The sequence below is a fragment of the Treponema sp. R8-4-B8 genome (assembly GCF_054786175.1).
The window spans coordinates 17,650-43,704 of the sequence record NZ_BDHE01000481.1; the positions used below are offsets into that span (position 1 = coordinate 17,650).

19 protein-coding genes are annotated in these 26,055 nt (G+C 45.9%); 14 read left to right on the forward strand and 5 right to left on the reverse strand.

The annotated features are described in order from the left end of the window. Window positions 1-7 precede the first annotated feature (7 nt). The 5 genes from ACYVRA_RS10200 (at window position 8) to ACYVRA_RS10220 (ending at window position 12,732) form a co-directional block, all read left to right on the forward strand. The gene (locus tag ACYVRA_RS10200) at window positions 8-3,532 is read left to right on the forward strand and encodes an SUMF1/EgtB/PvdO family nonheme iron enzyme (protein ID WP_461252593.1); all 3,525 of its coding nucleotides are present in this window, start codon (window positions 8-10) and stop codon (window positions 3,530-3,532) included. Between the two features lie 15 nt (window positions 3,533-3,547). Continuing rightward, the gene (locus ACYVRA_RS10205) at window positions 3,548-5,725 is read left to right on the forward strand and encodes an InlB B-repeat-containing protein (RefSeq protein WP_461252594.1); all 2,178 of its coding nucleotides are present in this window, start codon (window positions 3,548-3,550) and stop codon (window positions 5,723-5,725) included. Then, window positions 5,722-9,237: an InlB B-repeat-containing protein gene (locus ACYVRA_RS10210; protein WP_461252595.1), complete on the forward strand. Its 3,516-nt coding sequence runs from the start codon at window positions 5,722-5,724 to the stop codon at window positions 9,235-9,237. The genes ACYVRA_RS10205 and ACYVRA_RS10210 overlap by 4 nt, the downstream gene beginning before the upstream one ends. 32 nt (window positions 9,238-9,269) lie before the next feature. Continuing rightward, on the forward strand, window positions 9,270-12,293 hold the full coding sequence (locus ACYVRA_RS10215) for an Ig-like domain-containing protein (RefSeq protein WP_461252596.1): 3,024 nt from the start codon (window positions 9,270-9,272) through the stop codon (window positions 12,291-12,293). A gap of 307 nt (window positions 12,294-12,600) precedes the next feature. Next, window positions 12,601-12,732 carry a hypothetical protein gene (locus ACYVRA_RS10220; RefSeq protein ID WP_461252597.1) on the forward strand — a complete coding sequence of 44 codons (132 nt, stop codon included), beginning with the start codon at window positions 12,601-12,603 and terminating at the stop codon, window positions 12,730-12,732. A gap of 132 nt (window positions 12,733-12,864) precedes the next feature. On the opposite strand, the gene ACYVRA_RS10225 is transcribed toward ACYVRA_RS10220, so the two are convergent. Continuing rightward, entirely contained in the window at window positions 12,865-13,050 is a 186-nt protein-coding gene (locus tag ACYVRA_RS10225) for a hypothetical protein (RefSeq protein ID WP_461252598.1), read from the reverse strand. Between the two features lie 62 nt (window positions 13,051-13,112). Here ACYVRA_RS10225 and ACYVRA_RS10230 point away from each other — a divergent pair, with 62 nt between their 5' ends. After that, a complete protein-coding gene (locus ACYVRA_RS10230; RefSeq protein WP_461252599.1) occupies window positions 13,113-14,096 on the forward strand; it encodes an oligopeptide/dipeptide ABC transporter ATP-binding protein in 984 nt (327 codons plus the stop codon). A 169-nt stretch (window positions 14,097-14,265) separates the two neighbouring features. On the opposite strand, the gene ACYVRA_RS10235 is transcribed toward ACYVRA_RS10230, so the two are convergent. Beyond that, window positions 14,266-16,140: an RNB domain-containing ribonuclease gene (locus tag ACYVRA_RS10235; protein WP_461252600.1), complete on the reverse strand. Its 1,875-nt coding sequence runs from the start codon at window positions 16,138-16,140 to the stop codon at window positions 14,266-14,268. Window positions 16,141-16,154: 14 nt separating this feature from the next. Further along, window positions 16,155-17,006 carry a sigma-70 family RNA polymerase sigma factor gene (locus ACYVRA_RS10240; protein WP_461252601.1) on the reverse strand — a complete coding sequence of 284 codons (852 nt, stop codon included), beginning with the start codon at window positions 17,004-17,006 and terminating at the stop codon, window positions 16,155-16,157. 226 nt (window positions 17,007-17,232) lie between these two features. Here ACYVRA_RS10240 and ACYVRA_RS10245 point away from each other — a divergent pair, with 226 nt between their 5' ends. The 3 genes from ACYVRA_RS10245 to cls all read left to right on the forward strand — a co-directional run bounded on the left by ACYVRA_RS10245 (window position 17,233) and on the right by cls (window position 20,189). Beyond that, window positions 17,233-17,679, forward strand: coding sequence for a hypothetical protein (locus ACYVRA_RS10245; protein WP_461252602.1), 447 nt, complete (start codon window positions 17,233-17,235; stop codon window positions 17,677-17,679). Window positions 17,680-17,682: 3 nt separating this feature from the next. Further along, complete coding sequence (locus ACYVRA_RS10250; protein WP_461252603.1) at window positions 17,683-18,351, forward strand: L-threonylcarbamoyladenylate synthase; 669 nt, start codon at window positions 17,683-17,685, stop codon at window positions 18,349-18,351. 263 nt (window positions 18,352-18,614) lie between these two features. Next, on the forward strand, window positions 18,615-20,189 hold the full coding sequence (gene cls / locus ACYVRA_RS10255; RefSeq protein ID WP_461252604.1) for a cardiolipin synthase: 1,575 nt from the start codon (window positions 18,615-18,617) through the stop codon (window positions 20,187-20,189). 138 nt (window positions 20,190-20,327) lie between these two features. On the opposite strand, the gene ACYVRA_RS10260 is transcribed toward cls, so the two are convergent. Beyond that, window positions 20,328-21,431 (reverse strand): DUF2974 domain-containing protein, encoded by a 1,104-nt coding sequence (locus ACYVRA_RS10260; protein WP_461252605.1) that lies wholly within the window; start codon window positions 21,429-21,431, stop codon window positions 20,328-20,330. Between the two features lie 64 nt (window positions 21,432-21,495). Here ACYVRA_RS10260 and ACYVRA_RS10265 point away from each other — a divergent pair, with 64 nt between their 5' ends. From ACYVRA_RS10265 to ACYVRA_RS10285, 5 genes are read left to right on the forward strand one after another with little or no spacing between them, the layout of a single operon-like run. After that, window positions 21,496-22,911 carry an MATE family efflux transporter gene (locus tag ACYVRA_RS10265; RefSeq protein ID WP_461252606.1) on the forward strand — a complete coding sequence of 472 codons (1,416 nt, stop codon included), beginning with the start codon at window positions 21,496-21,498 and terminating at the stop codon, window positions 22,909-22,911. A 14-nt stretch (window positions 22,912-22,925) separates the two neighbouring features. Continuing rightward, entirely contained in the window at window positions 22,926-23,693 is a 768-nt protein-coding gene (locus ACYVRA_RS10270) for an exodeoxyribonuclease III (protein ID WP_461252607.1), read from the forward strand. Then, window positions 23,690-24,265, forward strand: a complete 576-nt coding sequence (locus ACYVRA_RS10275; RefSeq protein WP_461252608.1) for a rhomboid family intramembrane serine protease — start codon at window positions 23,690-23,692, stop codon at window positions 24,263-24,265. Before ACYVRA_RS10270 ends, ACYVRA_RS10275 begins: the two co-directional genes overlap by 4 nt. Beyond that, a complete protein-coding gene (locus tag ACYVRA_RS10280) occupies window positions 24,258-24,866 on the forward strand; it encodes a phosphoribosyltransferase (protein ID WP_461252609.1) in 609 nt (202 codons plus the stop codon). The genes ACYVRA_RS10275 and ACYVRA_RS10280 overlap by 8 nt, the downstream gene beginning before the upstream one ends. 2 nt (window positions 24,867-24,868) lie before the next feature. Then, on the forward strand, window positions 24,869-25,438 hold the full coding sequence (locus ACYVRA_RS10285; protein WP_461252610.1) for a ribonuclease HII: 570 nt from the start codon (window positions 24,869-24,871) through the stop codon (window positions 25,436-25,438). A gap of 47 nt (window positions 25,439-25,485) precedes the next feature. Here ACYVRA_RS10285 and ACYVRA_RS10290 read toward each other — a convergent pair whose 3' ends face one another. Beyond that, a complete protein-coding gene (locus ACYVRA_RS10290) occupies window positions 25,486-26,025 on the reverse strand; it encodes a DUF3276 family protein (protein WP_461252611.1) in 540 nt (179 codons plus the stop codon). Window positions 26,026-26,055: the final 30 nt, after the last annotated feature.

The following is a 26,055-nucleotide window of genomic DNA, read 5'->3' on the forward strand; positions in this document are numbered from 1 at the left end:
GGAGAAAATGAGTATTAAATCCTTATCCAAAATTACTGGGCGTTTATGGCTGTTATTTGCGGTGTTATTTTTAGCGATGGCGGGCTGCGGTACGGATCCGTTTCATATAGAAGTAGTGTTTATTGAAGGCGTGCCGGAAACCGGTACGGCGGGAACTCCTCTTGCCCTTACGGGAACAATCAGACCCGCTTTCGCTAGTAATAAAAATATTACTTGGTCCGTCACAGACGCAGGAACCACGGAAGCTAGCATAAGCGGAAATATTTTAAACGCCGAGGCAGTCGGAAAAGTTATAATTAGGGCGGTAATAAAAGACGGCATAGCGGAAGGAAAAGACTATACTCAGGATTTTTTAATTAACATAGTTGAAGACGATACGGAAAAGGCAGAACCTGTCACCGAGGTTGGCATTATCGTAACAGGTCCCGCCAAAAGCGACGTGCCTGATACTGCCGCAAGCCCCAGACCCGAAGAAGGCGATAAGTACGCAATCGGAGAAGTTTCTTGGTCTCCTGATGACAACCCGTTCAAGGGACTTACCGAATATACGGCGATGGTTACGCTGACGGCGAATGAAGGATATACGTTCACCGGATTGACCGCCGCGACTATCAACAGTAACGACGCAAGTATCAGTAACAACACTGGAACGACGGTTACCCTGTCGTACACGTTCGCGCCAACGCTTGCAAGAGCGGTTAAAAATATAGCGATCTATTCACAGCCGACGAAAACGACATATATTCACGGCGAAAAGCTGGATCTGTCCGGGCTTTCAGCAATACTGACCTACGATGACGATTCAACAGATATTTTTGCCCTTAAAGATTTTGGCGACTTTATTTCAGAAAGTCCCGCAAACGGCAGTACGCTTTCCCGCGCAACGTATAACAACCAACCTGTTAAGGTTTCGATAGGAAGTCATTATGTAAATACCAATAATTTGACAGTTGACAAAGCAGAAGGCTCAGGCGTTACCCAGCCTATCGTAAGCGGTTCGCCCATAATCGACAGTATTACCGTTAATACTGCAACTTTGCAATCGAATACCGGACAAAGCATAGAATACGCAATCAGCAAGGCGGATGACGGAACGGGTTTATCACCATATCAGAGCAGTATGACATTTAACGGACTGGATTCCGACACGACGTACTATGTCTACGCCCGATCGGCGTCCAATACCAGCTACGAAGCGGGAACGGCAAACGTGAGCGCTGGTATAAGAACTCCAGTCGCCGTTACGGTAACATTTAACAGCAATGGCGGCGGCAGTGTTTCCAGCCAGACAATTGGAGCAGGGAGTACCGCGAGCCTTCCGGCGAGTCCCGCAAGAAGCGGTTATGCTTTTGATTACTGGTATCAGGATTCCGCTCTGGTTATTCCTTACAATTTTAACACCCCTGTAACCGCAAATATCACCGTTTATGCCAGATGGGTTTCTACGGCCGTAATTCAAGAAATTGCAAATAACATGTTAACGATACCCGCCGGAACATTTATCATGGGCAGTCCTGATACCGAACCGGAATCAGGAGAAGCCGAACGCCCGCAACATACGGTAACATTGAGCGGGTTTTCCATGAGCAAATATCAGGTAACGCAGGACCAGTATCAGGCGGTGATTGGGAACAATCCGAGCAATTTCACGTCTGCCGTACCGGGGGAAAGCGGAACGCCAGGCAAATTGCCTGTTGAGACGGTAAGTTGGTATAACGCGTTGGTATTCTGCAACAAATTGAGCGTTATGGAAGGATTAACTCCCGCATACAGTATTATCGGAAGTACCGATCCTGTGGTATGGGGGACGGTGCCAACGGGCAATAACGCGACATGGAACGCCGTAGTAATTGTTCCCAATTCTACCGGGTATCGTTTACCGACCGAAGCGCAGTGGGAATACGCGTGCCGGGCGGGGACGACGACGGCGTATAACACTGGGGATACTATTACCGACAATACAGGATGGTATGAAGTTAACAGCGGGGATAAGACGCATAAGGTGGGATTGAAGCCTGTCAATGATTGGGGTTTGTATGATATGCATGGGAACGTATATGATTGGTGTTGGGACTGGTACGGAAGTTACTCAAGCGACGCGCAGACCGACCCAACGGGCGCGTCATCGGGGAATCTCCGCGTAATGCGCGGCGGAGTCTGGAGCGGTGAGGCCAAGCACCTGCGTTCCGCGTTCCGTGTCTTCATCTTATTTACCCCTAACTTCGGATCTGACGGTATCGGCTTCCGGCTTGTCCGCCCCAACAAAGACGGCGGCGGCAACGGCACAGCCCCCGCAATAACCACAACTTCATTGCCGGACGGTACGACGGGAACGGATTACAGCCAAACCTTAACGGCAACGGGAACCGAGCCGATCACGTGGATCGTTGAAACAGGCACGCTGCCCGACGGCTTGACGCTTTCTGCAGAAGGGGTAATTTCAGGAACGCCGACAACTGCGGGAACAATTAATTTCACCGTTAAGGCAACTAACATAGAGGGAAACAGAACAAAGGTGTTTTCTATTGCTATAGTAGCAATGGGCACGTCAAGCAGCCCCTTCCAAGTTGCAACAATTGCGGATTTACAGAAGGTCGGCACCGGAACAGACGGCTGGACTTTGAGCGCGTACTACCGACAGACCGCCGACATCGACCTCTCCTCCATCGCAAAATGGACGCCGGTTCCAACCAGCGAAACCGACCCCTTCAGCGGCACATACGACGGCGGCGGTAAGAAAATCGAAAATCTAACCACGACGGCCAACGCCGGTTTATTTGAATATATCAACAATAGCGCGCTCATTACAAATGTCAGGATGGTTAATATTTCAGTTAATGGTGCCGGTATAGTGAACCAGAACAAAGGCGGTACAATACAATACTGCTCCGTTTCAGGCAGTGTTAATGGAAATGGCGGCATAACAAGTGGCAATGGCGGCATAGTACAATACTGTTTTTCATCAGCTAACGTTTCCGGTAGTGAGGTGGTCGGCGGAATTGCGGGGGGGAACCAAGGTGCCGGAGCCATAGTACGTAACTGTTATTCCACGGGGAATGTTACCAGTAGGATATATCATGCCGGCGGTGTGGTGGGATATAACTTTAATAACGCTACGGTGGAGAATTGCTATTCAACAGGCGAAATGAATTTCAATACAACAAATTTTATTGCCGGAGCTTATTCCGGCGGCATATCAGGAAGGAACGGCAGCAGTACTACGAAGAACTGTGTAGCTCTGAGTAATATAATTACAGTCCCAGGCGCTGGTGCCGGACGGGTGGTTGGGGGAGCTGGCGGGATGCAGAACAACTACGCCCGCGCCGACATGCTGGTAAACGGCAGCGTGGTCTCAGACGGTACAAAAACCAACAGTAACGGTCTGGACATCACCCAGACCGAATGGCACAGCGCCTCATGGTGGATCGATACGGCGCTCTTTGACCCGGCTATATGGGATATAGCGGACGGCAGGCTGCCTATACTGAAGGGCTTCCCAGCGGGTACGCAAAATCCGGTGGTAGTTCCGTAGGGGAAGGAAGAAAGAATGAATAAAAATCCAATGAAAAAAATCCGCTGGCGACCATACCTCTTATTTGCCGTGCTGTTGATAATGGCAAACTGCGGGCACGATCCGTATTATTACCGGGTAGTGTCTATTGAAGGCGTGCCGGAAACCGGCGAAGTGGAGACTCCCCTTGTCCTTACAGGAACAGTCAGACCCGCTTTTGCGAGTTACAAAGATATTGTTTGGTCTGTTAAAGATGCCGGAACAACAGAGGCGAGCTTAAGCGGAAACATATTAAACGCTGCGGCGGTCGGAACGGTTACAATAACGGCGGTAATAACGGAAGGCAAAGCGGAAGGAAAAGATTATACTCAGGATTTTTTGGTAAACATAGTTTACAACGGCCCGCCGGTAATTCCCGCCTATTATGACGTAATCTTTGAAAGTAACGGCGGCAATACGCCGGCAAGCCAGAGAGTGGAAGGAGGCGCCTGCGCGACACGTCCGGACGATCCGGAAAAAACCGGTTTTAGTTTTGACGATTGGTATTCGGATTCCGACTTAACGAAAGTCTATGACTTTAACACTCCCGTTACGGGAAATATCACCCTGTATGCGAAATGGGTAAAACTTATCTACAACATCGCCATTGAGGTAACCGGCCCCGGTAAAGGCGAAACGCCGGATACGACCGCCGCTATAAGCGCAAGCGCCGAAAGCGGCGACAGTTACACATTAAGCGCGGTCTCATGGTCGCCTGCTCACAATCCGTTCTTAGGCGGCACGCGTTACATGGCGGCGGTTACGGTTACGGCAAAAACAGACAGTAAATTTGCGGAGTCGCTTACGGCTGAAATTAACGGTTATACCGCCGCAATATCGGGAAGAACAGATACATCCGTCACAATCTCATACACATTCGCGCAAACGCTCGCAAAGGCGATTAAAGCAATATCGCTCGAGACGCAACCTTCAACATTGGCATACACCCACGGCGATACGCTTGATCTGTCAGGTCTTTCCGTGAAATTGACTTTAGAAGACGATACAACCGAAATTGTCGATCTTGCCGATTTTGAAAGTAAGACTATTTCCTCTGATCCGGCGGACGGCGATACGCTTTCCCACACGGCGCACGACAATAAACCTGTTACGGTGTCGATAGGCGGTCATCATGTAAATACCGCCGATCTGACCGTCAACAAGGCGACGCCGGCCATTAGCTTCCCGACGGCGGAGGCAATAACCTACGGCGATAAGCTCTCACAATCAGAATTGAAAGGCGGCAGTACTCTTTACGGTTATTTCGCATGGCAAGACGGCGCAACCGTTCCCCCGGTAAACAACATCGGGTATCTTGTGGATTTTACCCCGTATGACGCGTCTAATTACGATTATACCAGCATAAACGGCTGGAACGGCGAGAAAGTGATACGGTCTGTTTATGTTACCGTCTATAAAGCCCACGGCGCGGATGTTGGTACGCCCATTGTTGCCCCGGACGCTTCTTCGCTCAGTGTTATTGTTACTCCTTTAAGCCAGCCAGCCAGCGGTCAAACCGTTGAGTACGCCAAAAACACGACAACCGCAACCCCGGAAAGCGGCTGGCAGGACGGAACGACATTTAGCGGCCTTTCTCTTGATACAACGTATTACTTTTTTGCCCGCTCAAAGGCAAATGTTAACTATAACGCCGGTACGGCAAAAATCAGCGCCACCTCAATTACATTCCACAACGTTACCTTCAAGATTGACGACGGCAGGACGGTACTTGTACAGAACGTGCTATCAGGCGGCAAGGCGACTGAACCTCCTGACCCAACCGGCTATATTTACGACGGCTGGTATAAAGAAGCGTATGTCAACAAATGGAATTTTAATTCCGATACCGTTACCGGAAGCATCACACTGTACGCGAAACGGTTGTTCACATACGGTCTTACATTGACATTTGAAGAGATCGAACAGGCGCCGACTATTTCCATACCGGTAATTTCCCGTACGGGTGCTAACAGAACAACTACCGTTTCCGTGGAAAACCCGTCCCAATACGACAGCATAACTTGGTTTATACAGACATACGGCATTTCCGAAACCGGTTCGTCAATTGAACTGAATTCGAAGGATTTCATGGTAGGGAAGCACTATATAACGCTTGAAGTAAGGAAAAACGACGTGCCGTACGGCAGAACTATTACATTTGAGGTGGTAAAATGAAGAAAATAAAATTTCTCCCGGTTCTTTTTTCCCTTTTCTTGTTTCTCTTTTCTTTTTTAATTTTGTCCTCCTGTCAGGACACAGTTAATTCACCGGAGCAGAAGACGCCTGAAATCCCGGCGGGAAAAGGTTTATTTACGCTGGTCATCTCCGACATAAACGGGCGTACTATTCTTCCTTCTGTTACTAAAAATAATTTTGCGGAATATGCGCTTGAATTTATCCCCGAAGGAGGCGCGTCCGTTACAGAAACGCGTACCAACGACACTCTTGGCACGGTCCCTATCCTTCTTAATGCCGGAAAATATAATTTGCACGTAACCGCCTATATGAACGCGGGAGGAGTTCTGCCTGTGGCGTATGGGGAACTCAACAACATTGAAATTGAAGAAGGTAAAAACAATATCGGCGCCGTAAGCCTGAAGGTGATTACCGCAAACACGGGAACGTTCAGTTGGAATATTTCATTCTCCGCAAACATAACCAAAGCCTTCATGACCATAACGCCCCTTGGTCCAAACGGAACCCCTGTGCAGACCTTGTACTTCATCGGTGGTACGCCCGTTATTCAAAAAAGTGATTCACGTGCGTTAATTTCAGGCTACTACAATGTGTTGACAACTTTGATCAAGGACGATACGACGCAGAAAATTGAACGCAGGGACGTACTGCATATATATCAAAATCTGGAAAGTAATTTTACCTTTACGTTCTCTGATGCGGATTTTAATATTAAAAATTATCTCGTTACATTTGTTTACAATAACGGATTGGACAACGGACTTCAAACTTGCGACATCGACGCAAAGATAAACAAACCAACTGACCCAACCTACCCCGGCTATGTCTTTGGCGGCTGGTACACAACTGACGTACCAACAGGCGGAACTTGGGACGATTCCAAAAAATGGGACTTTAACGATACTGTTATCGAAAATATTACCCTCTATGCCAACTGGCAGACGGCCGGGAAGTTTACTTTTCAATTTGCAATCACCGACAATAACACGGTAATTGATTCCGGTATAATTATTACTAATAACACGGATAAGCTTACTACGGCAAATCTTGAGGTAACCAATGCCGACGCTTTTGATGAGATTAATTGGTATTACAATAACGAATATCAGGGAACCGGCGATACTGTTCCTCTGGTACCATCGATTTTTGAAAATGTAAGCGGCCCTAAATTTATTACCGCGCAAGCGAAAAAAGACGGCGTCTTGTACAGCACGCTCGTTATCATCTGGGTACGGCTGCCGGCGGCGAGGATCGGACCAACGTTATACGCCACCCTTTACGCTGCCATAGAAGCCGCCGCCGATGACGGCACTGAAACGGTAATAACCCTTTTATCCGACGTTACCACGCCCGAAACGGGAATAAAAACAAACGGTTATAACATAGATAACGGCAAGAACATAACGCTTACCGTTGAAACCGACTGCAAATTGAGTATTAACGCCTCCGCCGGAGGCTTTGCCCTGTTTGAGGTTTATCCAGGCGGGTCCCTTGCATTGGACGGCTCAAACGGAAGCCTTACCCTTAGCGGCGGCTACTTGGCTTCCATCGCGAACCGGCGGGGTATTCATGTTAACAACGGAACAGTCGCCGTTAAAGATAATGTTACTATTGCCGGTTTCAGGAATACCACTAATTCCGGTTATCCCGGCGGCGGCGTGTGCGTAATCGGTGCCACTTCAAGTTTTACAATGAGCGGCGGGACTATCTACGGCAATGGCAATGACGTGCCACAATCGTTGAGAAATGAAGCGTCTACTAATACTGCTGCTATTTATGTAGCCTCCAGCGGAACGGCCAAATACGGCGGGCGTTATGGCACCGAGAATATTTCCAGTACCAGCGGCACCCTGCCGCAGTTGGGAAACATAACCGTAAACCCCACCAGCGGTGCTACTACATATAATAAACTTTACGCCGTTTACAGCGGAAACCAGATGGTCAGCTACCAATGGTTATCTTCTTCAACTTCTACAGGTTCAAGCACCACAATTACCGGAGCGACTTCCGCGACATATACGCCGCTTAGTTCAGGATACTACTCCGTAACCGTAAGCGCCCCAGGTTACCCCAGTAAAACCAGCGATAGACGTTCTGTTTCTTCTAGTACCCTGACAGGGAAAATAAACATTAATCCTTCCGGTAAGGTAGAATCGGGTACTACGCTCACTGCCGGTTATACGGGAACCGAGCCTGACACCAATAATGTAGCCATTAAATATTCATGGGAAAAAGATTCAGAAGCTATTTCCGGCGCAACTACTTCAATATATACGCCCACAAGCACCGGAATATATTCTTTATCCCTAAGCGCAGCCGGATACGACGACAAGGCCAGCAGTACCGGCGATACTGTGGCGTTTATAACAAATACTACTGTTATCGGTTTAACTGATAACAACTGGTCTGACGGTGAGCTTACCGCAACAAGCCAACAGGATTGGTATTCATTTAACGTTGTTTCAGGAACAACTTACTACGTTTGGTGGAATGAACGTGATTATGGTTATGGCGACGGTACTAAAACGGCAGATGTTTACGTTAGCATTATTTACGATAACGGTAAAATAATTGCTCTTGAGAAAGATTACTCATGGGGTTCTCCCCTGTCAATTCCCGCTTCATCGAGCGGAAAAATTTATATTCAGGTGAAGCCTTATTCTTCTTCAAGCTTGGGTACTTATGGAATCGTGTACAGTAGTACCGGAAACACAAGACCTGTCAACAATACTCTTCCTTTAACCAATATCACGCCAAAGCATCTTTCCCCAGATGTATGGGAACTGGATACATTAAGCAGTACTACCCCCCGGTATTGGTATTCGTTTGAAGTTACAGGCGGGACTAACTATTACCTCTGGTGGAATGATAAAAATAATTCAAATTCATTTTTTAATTCCATTAATGGCAATACGCCGGCGGATGTCGATGTGACCGTCTGGTACAACAGTAATAAAAAGGAAGCCATACCTAATACCGATACCGCATGGAGTACGCCAAAATCATTTAACGCCGAAATGACCGGCACAGTTACCATTCTGGTACGCCCGCAAAGCGCGTCAAGTTCTAATTACGGAACTTTTGAAATTGTGTATAGTGCCGGTAACACAAGGCCAAGCGGCGCTCATAATTCCCCTCCCAACGCTACTCCGCTTACCGAAGGTACATGGGAGAATGGCAACCTTACCAATGCAAATCCCAACAAGTGGTATTCTTTTGATGTTATTTCCGGAACAAGATACTATATCTGGTGTAATGACGATTGGGACGGCAACGGCAGTAAAAAAGGGGATGTTCAGATTAGCGGCTATTATGATAGTGGTTCAAGAATTTTTACAGAAATTGATGGTAATTGGAATAGTCCCCAATCATTTACCGCCAGTTCGACCGGTACGTTTTATATCTATGTAGAGCCTTATGATAAGGATACTTATTATTTGGGTACTTTCGGAATTGTATTCAGTACCGTCAACACAAGGCCGCCGTTATGAGAAATGGCGTTATGAGAAACGAGGAAAGAAATATGAGAAACGAAAAATTAGTTATGAAGAAAAACACAACCGGCTTGAGCGCGGTATTCTTCCGTATGATCATGGTTCTATTCACTTTTGTAATTTTCTTCGCTTGCCATGATCCTTTTAATTCATTGTCGCCACAAACGCCGGACGGAACAGGTCAAGTAACGCTTGTTATCGGCGGGGTAAACGGCAGGACTATTCTTCCCGGTTCGGACTTGGACCAATTTAAAGCGTTTACGTTTTATTTCTATGAACCCGGAACCATTGATACCGATCCTGCGGTGGGGCTCGCCTTAGTAGTTTCATCTGACAATACCGGTTCGTCCTATACAATTACGGTACCTGCGGGAGAATATGATCTGCTGGTAAACGCATGGGAGGACGCGGATAAAACTAAACTCGCGGCACAGGGGCGGCTTGAAGGCGACGGTACTGTCGGGGGGATCACTATTGCCGATGGTGATATAAAAGCATATACCGTAACTCTAATAACGCTCATTACCGAAAATAAAAAAGGTACGTTCAAGTGGAAGATTACATTCCCCGCCGGTCTTAGTTCCGCATCTATGACCATTGTTCCGGCAGACCCTTTAACCGGGACGGCGCCTGCTCCTGTGGAATTTGACCTTACAGAAGCGTTGGCATTTACCGGTTCCGCTGACCTTAACTCCGGTTATTACACTGTTGTTTTTGAACTGGAGCGTGAAAACGCGCAGAAGCTCACCTATAGTGAGATACTGCACGTATATCAATATCTGGAAAGTTCTTTTGAGTTTGAATTCAAAGACGAGCATTTTAGCAAAATGAAATATGCGGTTACCTTTGATTACAATGACGGGAAAACGCAGCCTTTGACTGGTGTTGGATTTTTTGATCAAACAATAAACGACCCTGGTGCGCCGAATTACCTCAAACCCATTCCGGCTGGCCTGTACCAGCCGACACCGCCAGCAAATTGTACATTTATCGACTGGTATTTTATGGGTAAAAAATGGGACTTCGGCAATGATAAGGTAGCCGGAGATATGACCCTTACCGCCCATTGGATTGCTGATAAACTCGTTGACGTTTCCGATAAGGAAGGGGCCAACGACATTATCAAAGCCATTAACCATGTTATTGAAACTCCTGAAGATTACACTCTGCTTATAGGCGCGTATGATTCTACTAAAACAAGCGTAAACATCGGCAGTTGGACCCTGCCGGCCAATTGCCATTTAACAATTAAAAGCATTGGAACGGGAGAACGAATGATAATGGGCGCGTCCGCAAATTCGCCTCTCTTTACAATAAACGGGGCAAGTCTTACTCTCGGGAATAACATTACCCTGTTCGGTATTTCAAACGGCACGACTTCGCTGGTTTCTGTAACAGCAGGAGCCTTGATCATGGAGAACGGTTCCAAAATCACCGGGCATACCACAAGTTCACCTAACGGGGTGGTGTATGTGGACGGAACCTTTACCGCAAACGGCGGCAATGTCAGCGGAAACACCGTTTCATCTGGACAAGGCGATGTTTTTATAACAGAGGAAGGCTCCCTTACCTTGTCGGGCGGCGCTCAAATTGGCGTTGTCACCTTAAAGGCAACCGATACAAAGAACGCCGTTATCGGCATTGGTCCCGCGTTGACCGGCGGCGTAAACAGCATTAACCTATATGCGGATGTCGCTTCCATAACCGATGTCCCCCAAAAATGGTTAAACAAACATGTACTGCAAGCCGTAGCAGGTTCAGGTTACGCCCTGACAACGGCGGACGTGGGAAAATTCAAGACGGGGAATTTTATTACAAGCGGCGCAACTCAGGCAATCAACGCCCCCGACTCTGTCAACAGCGCGCCGGTCGGATATTTAATCGAAGACTCCGGAACAGATATCGGGAAACTGGTTGTGAATAACGTACCAGTAGCGATGATCGGTTTGACAGAGTTCCTAACACTTAATGCGGCAATAGAAGCCGCTTCGGCGGGGAACGCGAGCAACCCCACAGAAATAACCATTATGCGGAATATTACCGTACCCGAACCGGGAATGACGGCCAATACCGGCTATATCATAAACAACAAACACATAACGCTGGCTGTTGAATCGGCCGTCACTATTACCGCTTCCGCCGGGGCTTACCGCATGTTTACCGTTAATTCAGGCGCTTCATTGAATTTGGACGGAACGGGCGGAAGCCTTACCCTTAATGGGAACGGCTCCGCCGCGTCAAATCGCCAGGGCGTGTTTGTTAACGGCGGAACTTTTGCCATGAATAACAATGTTACCATTACCGGTTTTAGAAATAACAGCGGTAACGGCGGCGGCGTGTATTTAGCCGGCGGAACATTCACCATGTCAGGCGGTACTATTTACGGTTCATCCGCAGGGACAGGGCTTGCAAACACGGCTTCCAGCGGCGCGTCTCTCTATAAAGCCGGCGGTACAGCCAACTACGGTGGCGCTTATGGAACAGATGCAATTAATACGACAAACGATACTTTACCGTCGCTCGCCTTAGACAGCGTTACCGCCGACGGCTCGACAACTCAGTCCACTACGCAGTTGACGCTTACTTTTGACAAGCCGATTAGCGGTCTTACCGCAGACAACATCACATTAAGCGGCGTGTCCGGCGTGATCAAGGGGACGCTCTCAGGTTCCAACCCGTACACATTGCAAATCAGCGGCTTTACATCAAGCGGAACCTTAAACGTGGCAGTGGCAAGACCGGGCTTTGTCATAAGCGGATCGCAGAAAACGGCGGATATTTTTTACTATAGCGCCGTTACTGACGTAACACTTTCCCAAACCGCTCTTACTTTGACCGTAGATGACACGGCTATTCTTACTCCCGCCATAACGCCTGATAACGCTACAAATAAAAATGTAACATGGAGTACCAGCAATGGAGGTGTGGCAACCATAAACAACGGCACTGTTACCGCCGTAGCCGCCGGAACCGCGACAATTACAGTTACCACAGAGGACGGCAATAAGACGGCAGAGTGTGCTGTTACGGTGAAGCCCGCAGACGGAAAATAGACAGCCGTATCGGACACCACGTTCGGCACACTAATCATCTGGTCGCGCAAAGGTAACTGTTACCTAATTCCGGTAGTGTCGTTATGCGACATATATACGCTACCGAGCGGTGTATGGGGATAGCGGGTAGAGAAAGCGGAGATTTATTAGAGAATAACCTGACAGCTTGTCAAGCGGCGGCTCTGAGAAGAATTAAGAAAAGTCTCTCGCGGAGGCGCAGAGATTTTTTCTTCCATAAAAACTTGTGCGTAAAACACTCATGACAAAAACTTTAAAATTCCAATAATAAAACAAAAAGGAGTTTTATATGAAAAAGATTTTTTGCATAATGGTATTGACTTGCGTAATTATGGGGGCGGCTTTTGCCCAACAAAAACCCGCTACTCCGGCACAACCTGCTCCGGCACCCGCGCCCGCGGCTCCGGCGGAAACGCCATAGGAGAAAAAAAAGCTATAGTGCTGGACTTGTTCCAACTATTCAAGGGGGTTATAGCTAACGATGACAGTGGCAACAGTGAATTTAAAATCATCATTAAAGTTGTTCGGAAACTTCAGTTTCTGAACAACTTCCTTATAAAAAGGCACTTATGAACGGCTTATCGCTCCGCACTTTAGCATTGGCGGCGATGATGGCGGCTGCAAAAGCGGAAGCGGTGTAACTGATAACCCTGTTACCTTTATCGGCGTAACCGCTAACGGTAAAACCGTAGATGTTTATACAGATTGGAGGCTGATTGGCACTATCGCGCGTGCTCACTATCCACTACCCGCTATATACTATATACTATTCACTAACTTACAAGGAGATAGAGACAGCCCATGCCAATATTAAAAGTTTCACATTTACACAAACGCTTTAATCTTGAAGCGGGATTCTTTGCCCGTTACGGACGTTTTGTAAACGCCGTAAATGACATCTCGTTTTATATCGATAAAAACGAATCTTACGGGCTTGTCGGCGAATCCGGTTGCGGAAAGACGACTACGGCGCGAATGTTAGTGCGGATGTACGAAGCCGATTCAGGGGAGATTCTGCATTATGAAGGAGACGACCCAGTTTCAATAGCCAGTTTAAAAAAAGAGGCGTTAAGGCAATACAGAGAAAAAGTACGCTATGTTTTTCAAGACCCGGCAAGATCGCTTAACCCGAGGATGAGCGTTTATGAAGTTTTAGTTTCCGGTTGCCGCAGACCGCTAAAAAAGAGAGGCGTCAGCGAGAAGGAACTCCGAGAAAAAGCCGCCGCCATTTTGGAAGAGGTAGGCCTACAGGCAGCCGACTTAGAAAAACGCCCGTCGGAGTTTTCGGGCGGCCAGCGGCAAAGAATTTCCATCGCCCGCGCGCTTTTAATGGAGCCTGAAGTTTTAATCTGCGATGAAGTAGTTTCCGCCCTTGACGTGTCAATCCAGGGGCAGATTCTCAATCTGTTACTCGACATCAGAAAAAAGAGAAACATGTCCTTTTTATTCATAGCCCACGATTTAAAAGTAGCGTGTTATTTCTGCGATAGAATCGGCGTAATGTACAAAGGCGAGTTGATGGAAGAAGCCCCCGCCGCGAACCTGTACCGTGACGCTTTAAATCCCTACACAAAACTTTTATTCTCCTCCGCCGCCGGAATCCCTATTGCCACCGAGACGGAGAACGCAAATAAAGCCACTCCTTCAGTCACGTCGCAAATTACCGGCGCATCCTGTTCTTTCGCTCCCAGATGCCCAAAGGCAAGCGAAAGATGCTTACGCGAACACCCCGAATTAACCCAAGCAAGCGCCGGACACTCTATCCGTTGTTTTAACTATACTTAGGGAGCAATGAGCAGTGAGCAGTGAGCAGTGAGTAGAGAGTAGGGAATGGGGAGTAGGGTTGTTATTAGCAAGCGTGGCGTGGTACTTTACGCACCGATAGCAAACAAGAACACTTCTCATTGCTCATTGCTCATTGCTCACTGCTAACTGCTCACTGCTAACTGCTAACTTAAATTGCCTGCGTGAAGACGGCTTCGCCTTTGGCGATATTGGCTGATTTTAAAATTAGCTTTACCCTGTCGTTAGGCGCAACATCCCTCTGTAACGAAACTTGCGCTTCTAACGCTAACTTGGGAATAATTACAGCCCAGCGGCTGCCTTTGTTTTCTGTGGCGACCGCGTCCCAGACTGAATCTTTTTTGTCAGATAAATAAACCATTTTCCAGTGATTGTCGGACGCCCTTTCCGCGTGAACGGCCGCGGTTACAGCCGCTTCGTTGAAACCTAGTCGCGCCGAAACGTCGTCGGAGGAAAGTGGTTTGTTTCCGCGCAGGAATGCCCTTATCTGAATGTGGGCAAGTAAATCGGTGTAACGGCGCAGAGGGCTTGTCACTTGCGTGTAGGTGTCCAGTCCCAGCCCCTGATGCCGTCCCGGTTTTACGGAAAGAGTTCGCGGCCTCATGCACTTGCGTAACTGAATGGAACCGGCTAAACCGCCAAAAATTTTTCCCTGTATTTCCACTTCCTGGCTAATATACGGAAAGGGAAGCCCTTTTCCAGCCGCCCAGTTTCCCGCGCCCTCACCCGCCGCTATCATGCACTCCTTAACCAAAAAAGAACTGCGGTAGTCGATTATCGGCGTAACTTCAATTTTCTCATTTTCAACCGTTATGTGAACGTCGGGAAGATCAATATTAACCGCGCCATATGCGGTGCGGCGGTTATAAATCTTCCGCGACAGGGAAAAAAGTTCCCGTAACGCCGCAGAATCGGCCTGCTCCGTATCCATTACCCTGTCCGCCTCTTCATAAGTCATACGCCGCACATTTACGACAGAGGGAAATATTTCCGTATCTAAAACAGCGCCGTCTTTATCAATTGTCAATTTAAATGTCAGCGCGAAAGACTTTTCAGAAAGACCTAGCGCGAATATGGGAATCGCGTCCTGCGCTAACATGCGGACGGCGCCTTCGGGAAGGTATAGGGTAGCGCCCCTGTCGCGGGCTTCTTTCTCCTCGGGGCTGTCAAAAGAAATTGAGGCGGCGGGGTCGGCGACATGGACATATAAAACGCTATTGCCGTCTTCGGCTTCGATAGAAACCGCGTCGTCTGGGTCGTTGCTCCACGGGCTGTCAATGGCGAATGCGGCAAGGCGGCATAAGTCGCGCCGGCTTTCTTCTGGGGGAGAGGCGGGGCAGACGGACGCGCCACAGAGCGAAACACCGAAGCGGCTGGGGTGAGGGTTCACCATTCCAGTCCAGAAGCCAGTTTTGAGGAGCAATAAATGAGCGTCTTCAGGCGTTTCACTTAGATTTAAATCCCTCATTGTCCTGCTCTTTATTGATTTGCCAAACGCGAGAGCTTCAACATCCTGAAGATAACGCGCGTCTTCAGGCAAGAGTTTATTGTTGGCGGGATTTTTCATGCACGCTTTTAACCGCTCCAGAAATTGCGTCCGCTCGCCAGACTCAAGCCGCGCGGCGGCCCTCTTTGATTCTTCGGAAATTACTTCGCCCTTGCTTCGCGGAGTAACAGCGTCAATAGTGCCGCTAAAATACAAACCGTCTTTTAACGCGCAATACGCGGCGTAGGCGGAAGACGGAGTATACTCGTTGCAAATAAAACCGGCTAAATCTTTTAATGATAATGACGCGCCTTCGCCTGATAACAATTCCCACGCTTCACGAACAGAAGAGACGGACTGACTGCCGCGGTCAATTTCATTAAAATTATTTACAGGCCCCAAATGGATCAATTCAATATCTTTGTCGCGAACCTTTACCTGTTCGCCGTTTTGAAGGGAAATGGAAAATTTCCCATCCGTTTGGTCTTTAACAATCGCGGGTTTGTTTTTATAAATAACCAACGCGCCGCAAGTGATCATTGAATCATTATATATTAAATTGCCTCAACGTATAGGCAGTCTCTTAATTCTTTCGCGTGGCTTTTTATTTTCCTAAGCGCCTTCTGCTCAATCTGACGGACAGTTTCGGGAGAAATATCAAGTTTATCCCCTATTTCCCTTAATGTGCAACGCTCACAACCGTTCAGCTGATAGCGGTGGCTGATAATGTGTTTTTCTTTATCTTTTAATTTGCTTAAAATACGCAGAGCGCCGTCTCTTGACGCTTTTTTCATCAGGTCCCGCTCGGGATTATAAGTATAATCTTCGTGAACATCAACCGCGCTGATGGAATCATCATCGCTTATGACCTGATCAAAAGACATTGAATCGGCGGTGAAACCCGCGAAAGAATCAACAACATGAACGGAAATGCCAAGCTCTTTCGCAATCTCGGAATTTTTAGGCTGATGCATCAAACTTTGGCAGAGAACGCTGTATGTGGTTTGAATCCTTCGTAAAGTTTCTTCCTTACGCTGTGGCAGACGGACAAAATACCGCCTGCTGGAAATATAACGGCTGATAAATTGTTTTATCCACCAGCTTGAATATGTTGAAAAACGCACGTTCTTGCGGAAATCGTATTTCTTAGCCGCGTTTAAAAGCCCGATATTCCCCTCCTGAATCATATCCATTTTTGAAATGCCGGGAATATTGTACATTCCCGCTATCTTTACAACTAAACGCAAGTTTGAATTGACAAGAGCGTGAAGCGCGGCGGTATTACCGTTCTGTATCTGTTTTGATAATTCCAATTCTTCTTCAAACGATAAAAGGGGAAAAACCTTTATTTGCTTATAATAAGTATCAAGTAAATTATCATTCGCTTTTTGTGTCTTTTTAACCATATTTTCCTCCTGTCTATTCAATGACAAAATACACACTTACTATATAGCAAGATTCATGCCAAGTAGGTTAATATTTGATTATTTTGCTGTAATTCTTTACCAGATAAGGAATTACGTGAAAGAGACGGCTCTTAATGAGCTTAATATTTATCAAAGTGTATCGTTTTTCATACAATTATAAATATTCATGTATAGAAAATGTTATCTCAATATGTTAAAGTGAGTTATGAAATACGGCATTACGGCAATTGAAAAGAACGGGGACGCTTATTATTCCGTTGAATGGTCACCTCTTTCCAAGGCCGATCGTTATGAAATTATCACCAAAGTTCCGGCCCTTGCCGGAGTTTTTGAAATATACTGGATGGATGAAAACAACCGCCTAAGGTTATTTTTCGTGGGAAAAACAGACTACGGCGGGCTTAGAAGCGAACTGAGGCGGCTTACCGACCCCGAATTATGCAAAGATAATGAAAAAACGCGAAAAATACTTGAAGAAAAAGAAATCTGGTACCGTTACGCTTTAACCGATTCTTCAAATGTAATGGCCGACGTGCTCTGGTTTTTTATGCAAACTTATTTTCCAGAAACAACTTCTTTTAAACATTCAGGGCGTTATAACAATATTTTTCTAAAAGAATCAGCCCCCGACAAGTTAATGTGGGTCCCGTAAAAAATGACTGAATATATTATCCCCTCCAATATTGACGACAGAATACTAAACCGCGCCGCGAGAACGCTGGAAAACGGAGGGCTTGTCGCGCTTCCTACCGACACAAGCTGGAGCATTGTTTGCTCGATTAAATCTCCCGCCGCTATTAAAAAATTAAGAAAACTTTCAGGTGAAAGAGACGAACGGCACTTCACGCTCCTTTGCTCAAGCATCTCCCAATTTGTGGAAGTTGTCAGCTTGGACAATACCCGCTTCAGGCTGATCAACAGGCTCTCTCCAGGGCCTTATGTATTTATTTTAAAAACACTGTCGGGAACGGAAAAATTTCTTGATATCCGCCGTCACGAGCTTGGCGTGCGCATTCCCGATTACCCTGTTCCAATCCGCCTGATCGAAACTCTTAAATCCCCGCTTTATTCAATAACGGCAAAAAAGAGCATGACGGGAGGTGAAGATTTTAACGCCCGCCATGTCGAAGAAGCTGTCACGGAACTGCCGCCTATCCCCGAAGAAGACCTTTTTGAAAGCGGATGGGAACTTGACGAAATTGACGGTTTGGATCTTATCCTTGACGGCGGCGAAGAACGGGAGCGGATTTTTTCCACAATTCTTGATTTATGCGCCGACGAAGTAAAAGTACTGCGTCACGGAGCGGGCCATTGGCCAATCTAGTAGTCTGTAACAAAACATTATTTTCAAATTTTCTCTCGCAAAGGCGCGAAGGCGCAAAGTTCCTGTACGAGAGCCCATTATTGATCAAGATATATTAGTTTAACTACAAATTTTTATGGAAAAACAATAATCCTGCAAACAACAATCTTTGCGTTCTTTGCGTCTTTGCGCTTTTGCGTGAGGTCTTCTTTGTAAATATCTAGCTGTTACAGAGTACTAGTTTTTTCTTGAGAATTCCTTAAAAAAAATATATAGTGATATTGATGATAAAAAAGAAATTAAAGTATACGGTAAAATTTGTCTTTAGAAGAAGGGTTCTTGTTATTCTGTCCCTTCTCGCGCAGATTCTCCTGTTTATTTTCCTTGTAGCCGGAACCGGCTTATATGTAAAATTTTCTTATTGGGTTCTTTCTATTCTTAGCATTATTGTCAGTATTAATATAATTAATAAATATGAAAAAGCCGGTTTTAAACTTACATGGATATTTATATTTTTGCTGCTTCCCCTTTTTGGCGGAATCCTTTATATAGTTTTAAATATCTGGTCAAACCCCCGAAAAATCAGAAGATCCCTTTTTGGAAACATCGCGAAAAGCCACGAGGCTTTTTACCTTACGGGGAACCGGCTTAACGAACTTATCGACATTTATCCCGATTTTAAAACTCAGGCCCATTATTTGCAGGAATACGCCGGTTTTCCCGTGTATGGAAATACAAGGCAGGAATATTTCCCCTCAGGCGAATCTTTTTTTAACAGAGTGCTTGAAGACCTTGAAAAAGCGCAAAAATATATTTTTATGGAATTCTTTATTTTAAAAGAAGGGCAAATGTTCAATTCAATATTGAATATTCTGGAAAAAAAAGCCGCCGCGGGCCTTGACGTGCGGATAATGTACGATGACATGGGCTGCTTTTTTACCCTGCCGCCCGATTTTCCAAAAACTCTAAAACAAAAGGGGATTAAATGTTTTGTTTTTAACCGTTTCAGGCCGATTGTTTCTTCATTGCAGAATAACCGCGACCACAGAAAAATTATTTCGATAGACGGTAAAATAGCCTTCACCGGCGGACTTAATTTGGCGGACGAATACATCAACGCTGTTGAACGTTTTGGCCACTGGAAAGACGCCGCGATAAAAATTGAGGGGGACGGGGCGTGGTCTTTAACGTTAATTTTCTTGCAGATGTGGAATTTAGGGTTTAAGGAAAAAGACGATTATCCGTCGTTTTTTCCGTGGAAAGACAATATCATCGAACACACGGAAACAGGAGTGTCCGAAGGTTTTGAAGCGTGGGGTTATGTGCAACCCTATGCCGACAGTCCCATTGACAAGGAAAACGTAGGGGAACACGTATACATTCAAATAATTAATCAGGCTAAAAAATACGTTTACATCAACACCCCGTACCTGATTGTAGACGACAACCTTCTTTCCGCCTTAATACTTGCCGCAAAAAGCGGCGTTGACATCCGCATAATAACGCCCCACCGCTGGGACAAATGGATTGTAGCGATCACTTCCCGCTCATATTACCGAAGGCTAATTCAAGCTGGAGTTAAAGTTTACGAGTACACTAGCGGTTTTAACCACGGAAAAACGTTTGTCTGCGACGACAGAATGGCGACCGTAGGCACGACAAATTTAGATTTCAGAAGCCTATACCTTCACTTTGAATGCGGCGTATTAATTTACGCAAGCGAAACAGTAGCCGCTGTCAAAGAAGACTTCTTAAACACCCTGCCCTCTTCACAAGAAATAACTCTAAAAGACTGCGCCGACAAAAAATTTAAGAGCGTTATTTCCGACATATTACGCATCTTCGCGCCTTTACTATAAACAGTGAGCAGTGAGCAATGAGTAGTGACAAGCAAGCTTAGCGTGTTTCCTCACGCGCAGATAACGAACAATAACCCTACTCCCCACACTCACTGCTCACTTCTCACTACTCATTGCTCCCTGCTCATTGCTCACTGCTCACTTTTTCAAAAGAGTATCTAAATTGCGACCCGCGGAATGGACTAGTTCTTTTAATGTCTGCCAAATAATTTTTTTCTTGGAGTCTTCCATGTTGCTTTGCGACTTATATACGCGGCCTAATAATGAAAACCATGAGGTGTCAAGCTCGGAAAGCGATTTAATGTCAGCGGCGGTCAGGATATGGTATACGGCTTCTATAAAATTTTCACGCTCTTCGTTGTCAAGATTGGCGAGCCATTCGCGCAAAGTGTCATTTACAAATTTACTGCCGACGGTTGTTTTCTCGGCGGGTACCAGATCGTTATATGCCACGTCCCATGAATAAAGATTATGCTGCATAAGGCCGCTTTCATTGCTTTTTATTACGGTGTAATCAGTGCCGTGTTCCATAAACATTCCGATAATTGACGACTGCGGAACATAAAAACAAATTTTGTCTTTAATCGCGTTAAAACCGCTACTGTTAATAAATTCTTTGCTAAAACCCGGCGAATCGTTACTGTAAATTGTTGTTATGCGCTTTTGAATTTTGCTGTCGCATTTGGAAGTAGCGTAAATCGCCAGATTTCCACCCTTTGAATGTCCGCCGACGCGCAGGGAGCCGTTTATCTTGGGAGCCATTTTTTCAAGATAATCCACGGCGGCAAGCTGGGACGGAATAACGTCCTTAAAGCACATGTTAAAATCTTCCTTCCACCCCAAAATGGACGAATCAGTCCCACGGTACGCTACAAAACAATGATCGTCGCTTGTGTAAACGCAAACGGCTGAAAATTGAATTTCACGATCCTCGTTTACATTATTTACAAAACCGAACAACTGGCAATTTCCAAACCGTCTTGACGCGCCAAGAGCCCTGATTAAATCATTATCTTCTTTGAATATCGAAGACAATTTAAAACCTGGTTGGCTGGATTTTTCATTATAAACCCTTACCGCAAGAGCGATGCTAATCCCTTCGTTGTCTTCAGGCCCCGGAACAATTCCGTCGAGAGTAAGATATGAAAGTTGGGAAAAAATAATATTATCCACCGGATTAAAAGGAGACACATTAAAATCTAAATCTCCCCGCCATTTAATATAATCAAATAAACACGCCATACTTGTTAATATAACATAAAAAACATAAACTGTTAAGAAAAAGTGAATTTTAAAGGAGTAATAATTGGAAGACAAGCTATTTCCCACCGCGTCCGTCGAACCTGCGGCGAGAAGCTCTCCTATGGATACGCCTGTAGTTTTGCCTGTCGCGGATTGGAACAACAAACGCCTTTTTACCCTTTTTTGGCCGCTTATTATCGAACAGCTCCTTGTCGTAATGATGGGAATTATCGACATGGTAATGGTAAGCTATGTCGGCGAACACGCGGTAGGCGGGATTTCACTGGTTGAAACCATAAATTTTCTTATTATTACCGCGTTTAACGCTATAGCAACGGGCGGCTCAGTTGTCGCAAGCCAGTATCTGGGACGCAAAGAAGAGGGTAACGCCTGCGATTCCGCAAAGCAATTGATATATATCAGTTTAATTATTTCTGTAACTCTAATGTTCTTTACCATTTTCACGCGCCAGATAATGCTTAAAACTATTTTTGGAAACATCGCCGACGACGTAATGCGCTCGGCGGATATTTATTTTTTGTTTATAGCGATTTCATATCCGTTCCTCGCGCTGTACACCGCCGCCGCCGCGATGTTTCGAAGCATGGGAGATTCAAAAGTCCCGATGAAAATAGTAGTACTGATGAATATCTTAAACGTCGGCGGAAACGCCTTATTTATCTATGTGTTTAAATGGGGCGTGGCGGGCGCGGCATTATCTACCCTTATAGGGCGCATTGCAGCGGCGGCCGTGCTTATTTATCTTTTAGTAAAAGACAGAACAAAAATTATCAATTTAAGCGGCTTGACAAAGATAAAACTTGAAGGCGGCATGATAAAGCGCATTCTCAATATCGGGATACCAAGCGGCTTTGAATCGTCAATGTTTCAGGTGGGAAAAATACTGATTACAAGAATTTTTACGGTATTCGGAACGGCCGCCATCGCCGCTAACGCCGTCGGGGGAACGATAAATTCTCTCGCTTTTATGCCGGGAAGCGGCTTTGGCATGGGGCTATTAATCGTTACAGGCCAATGCATCGGGGCCGGGGACTATCTCGCGGTAAAACGGCATACAAAAAAAATCGTAATACTCTCTTATTTAACATATTTAATAATAAACATTTTTATATTTATCTTTATGAATCCTATAATCAACATTTTTAACTTATCACAAGAAGCGCACCATCTGTGCGTATTGTTTTTAAGGGTTCATTGCGTAACTTCCACGCTTTTCTGGTGTCCGTCATTCGTGCTTCCAAACGCGCTAAAAGCCGCGGGGGACGCGCGTTATGTGATGATTGTCGCCATTTGCACAATGTGGTTTGTAAGGGTATGCTCAGCTTATATTTTATCGTATAAGTTAGGTTTTGGACCCGTAGGAGTTTATTTGGCTATGGGCGCGGACTTCCTTTTCCGGGGGATATTCTACACCAAACGGTGGCTAAGCAACAAATGGATAGAAAAAAAAGTAATTTAAGAGTACAATAACGCATGAAAATAATTTCGTGGAATGTAAACGGCATCCGCGCCGTAGAAAAACGCGGTTTTTTTGATTGGCTAAAAAAAGAAAACGCCGACATAGTGTGCATTAACGAAACAAAAGCCGAACCAGGGCAGCTTTCGCCAATATTTATAAATCCAGTCGGTACGACTTATACTTCCTATTGGGCAAGCGCGAAAAAGAAAGGTTATTCCGGCGTGGCGATTTACACAAAGACAAAACCTGACGACGTGCGTTTTTTAGGAAAAGCGGAATTTGACGAAGAAGGCCGCGTTTTAATCGCCGATTACAAAGATTTTACCCTGATAGCGGCGTATTTTCCCAATTCGCAGGATGAGGGCAGGCGGCTAGATTACAAACTTAAATTTAATGACGCTATTTTAAAACTGTGCAATTCTATCGTAAAAAAAGAGCGCCATTTTTTACTTTGCGGCGATTTCAACGTCGCGCACACTCCCATCGATCTTGCGCGCCCCAAGGCCAATGAAAAAAATGCCGGCTACCTGCCTGAGGAACGCGCATGGATGGATAAATTTTTGGCGGCGGGACACATCGACACTTTCCGCCATTTTCATCCGGGAGAAAAAGATCATTACACATGGTGGTCGTACATGGGGCAGGCGCGCGCGAAAAACGTCGGGTGGAGAATTGATTATCACTGTGTAGACAAAGGCTTTCTGCCTAAGGTAAAATCATCAATAATAAGGCCGGAAGTTGAAGGCTCCGATCACTGTCCTGTGGAGATTGAAATTGCATGAGAATTAAATATAACGCGCCTACGGTACTGTCATTCTCTCTTGTTTGCGCTTTCATCTTATTCCTATCAAGCACGTTTATGCCTCATCTTATTGAAAACTGGTTTATGGTTCCCGGAAGAAATAATTTTCACGCCGGCAGTTTTAGAAACTGGGTCACTCTTCTTACCCATGTGATTGGCCACGCCAACTGGGCTCACTTGATAAGCAATTTTACCTTAATACTTTTAATCGGACCAATGCTGGAAGAACGTTACGGCTCGGAAACGCTCTTAGTTATGATACTCATTACCGCGCTCGTCACTGGAATTTTAAACGCGCTCTTTTTTAACACTTATCTTTTGGGCGCGTCTGGCGTTGTTTTTATGATGATTCTTTTGTCTTCGTTTACAAATTTTTCAAAAGGGGAAATTCCCCTTACGTTTATTTTTGTGCTAATATTATATTTGGGCGTGCAAATATTTAACAGGTCAGGCGCGGATAAGGATAATATTTCCCATTTCGCGCATATTATAGGCGGCTTATGCGGAAGTTTCTTTGGGTTCTTCCGCGTTCCAAGGAGGTATAATGAATAAAGAATTCATGCAGTTTGACACGGTACGCGACAACGCTATTAAACTCGCGCACCATATTTACAAGGATGGATTCATTCCCGACGTAATCTATGTTTCTCTCCGCGGCGGCGCGTATCTTGGAAACATCATCAGCGAGTATTTTAAAATCGTACACAAGGGAGCGCACCCTGTTTACTACGCCGCGGTGGTCGCCCGCTCTTATTCGGACGTGGCTAAATCGGGTCAGGTAAAAGTTGACGGCTGGACATATTCGCCCGATTATCTTCGCGTTGGGGACAAAGTGCTTTTGATAGACGATATATTCGATTCGGGCAAAACAATAAACCATCTTGCACAAATCATTCTTGATAAAGGAATCCCGCGTAATGATCTTAAAATCGCGGTACACGATTACAAATATTTTCACGATAAAGCGCAACAGCTTCCGATTCAACCCGATTATTGGTGCAGAAAACACGACGTATCGGTAACAGACGACATTTACTGGATTCATTACATGAGCCATGAATTAATGGGGCTTAAAGAAAAAGAACTGGAAGAAAATTATTATTCACGCGACCCAAGTTTAAAGGACGCTCTTCATATAATTACAGAGAGTTAATAATGGTTTGCGGAATTGACGAGGCGGGGCGCGGCCCTCTTGCCGGCCCAGTCTGCGCCGCCGCCGTAATACTGGGCGAAGGCTTTCCGCGCGAAACGCGCGATTTATTGAACGATTCAAAAAAACTCTCCGCCGCCAAACGTGAAGACCTGCGGCGGCAAATTTTAGAAGGCGCGCTTGCATGGGGAATCGGCTGGGCGAGTCACACGGAGATTGACGACATCAACATTTTACAGGCAAGCCTTCTTGCGATGAAGCGCGCCTTTGAAGAAATGCGTAAAAAGCGCGATATTTCAAGCGAAAATCTATCCGTTATAATAGACGGCCTCTACGCCCCCGACATCGGCATTGTATGCACTCCAATGGTAAAAGCCGACGCGAAAATCCGCGAAGTAATGGCCGCCTCAATCCTAGCAAAAACAGCCCGTGACAGTTACATGGACGAAATGGCTTTACTCTACCCCCAATACGGTTACGAGAAACACAAGGGCTACCCGACCAAAGCGCATAAAGAGGCTATATTAAAACATGGTCCATCACCGATACAGCGTATGAGTTTTAAAGTTAGGTAAAATTTTCTCACAAAGACCACAAAGGAAGAGAAGATCACAAAGAAGAATCAGGGGTTTTTGTCCGTTGACTTATCGTGAAACTCACGTACAGCCCTCGGACGAAGATGCTTGTCCGATGTCTTGTCGTGAAACTCACGCGCAGCCCTCGGACGAAGATTCTTGTCCGCCGTCTTATCGTGAAACTCACGCGCAACCTTCGGACGAAGATTCTTGTCCGCCGTCTTATCGTGAAACTCACGTACAACTTTCGGACGATAACCATTCTTCCCCCCTTTGTGATCTTTGTCTCTTTGTGTTCTTTGTGTGAAATCTTGCGTTTTATTTTCGCGTTTAGCGACCCCTGAATGTTTTTTCTCACGTACCGCTTTTTCCAGTACTTTTAAAGATTCTTCAAATCCGCCAAGAAACGCCTGTAAATCATCGGCAAACAGAATAACCGACTGCCTGTCAAAGCCTCCGTTATCGCGATTCTTGCTCTCCACAATGTTGAGATATAAGTCGCCCATGCGATTTTCCTTAACATTGAAAAAATATGTCCTGTTAGGCAATATCACTCTATTAGAAAAAATCTCACCTCTTACGCCCATAATTTACTCCTTATTAAAAATCTCTATTTA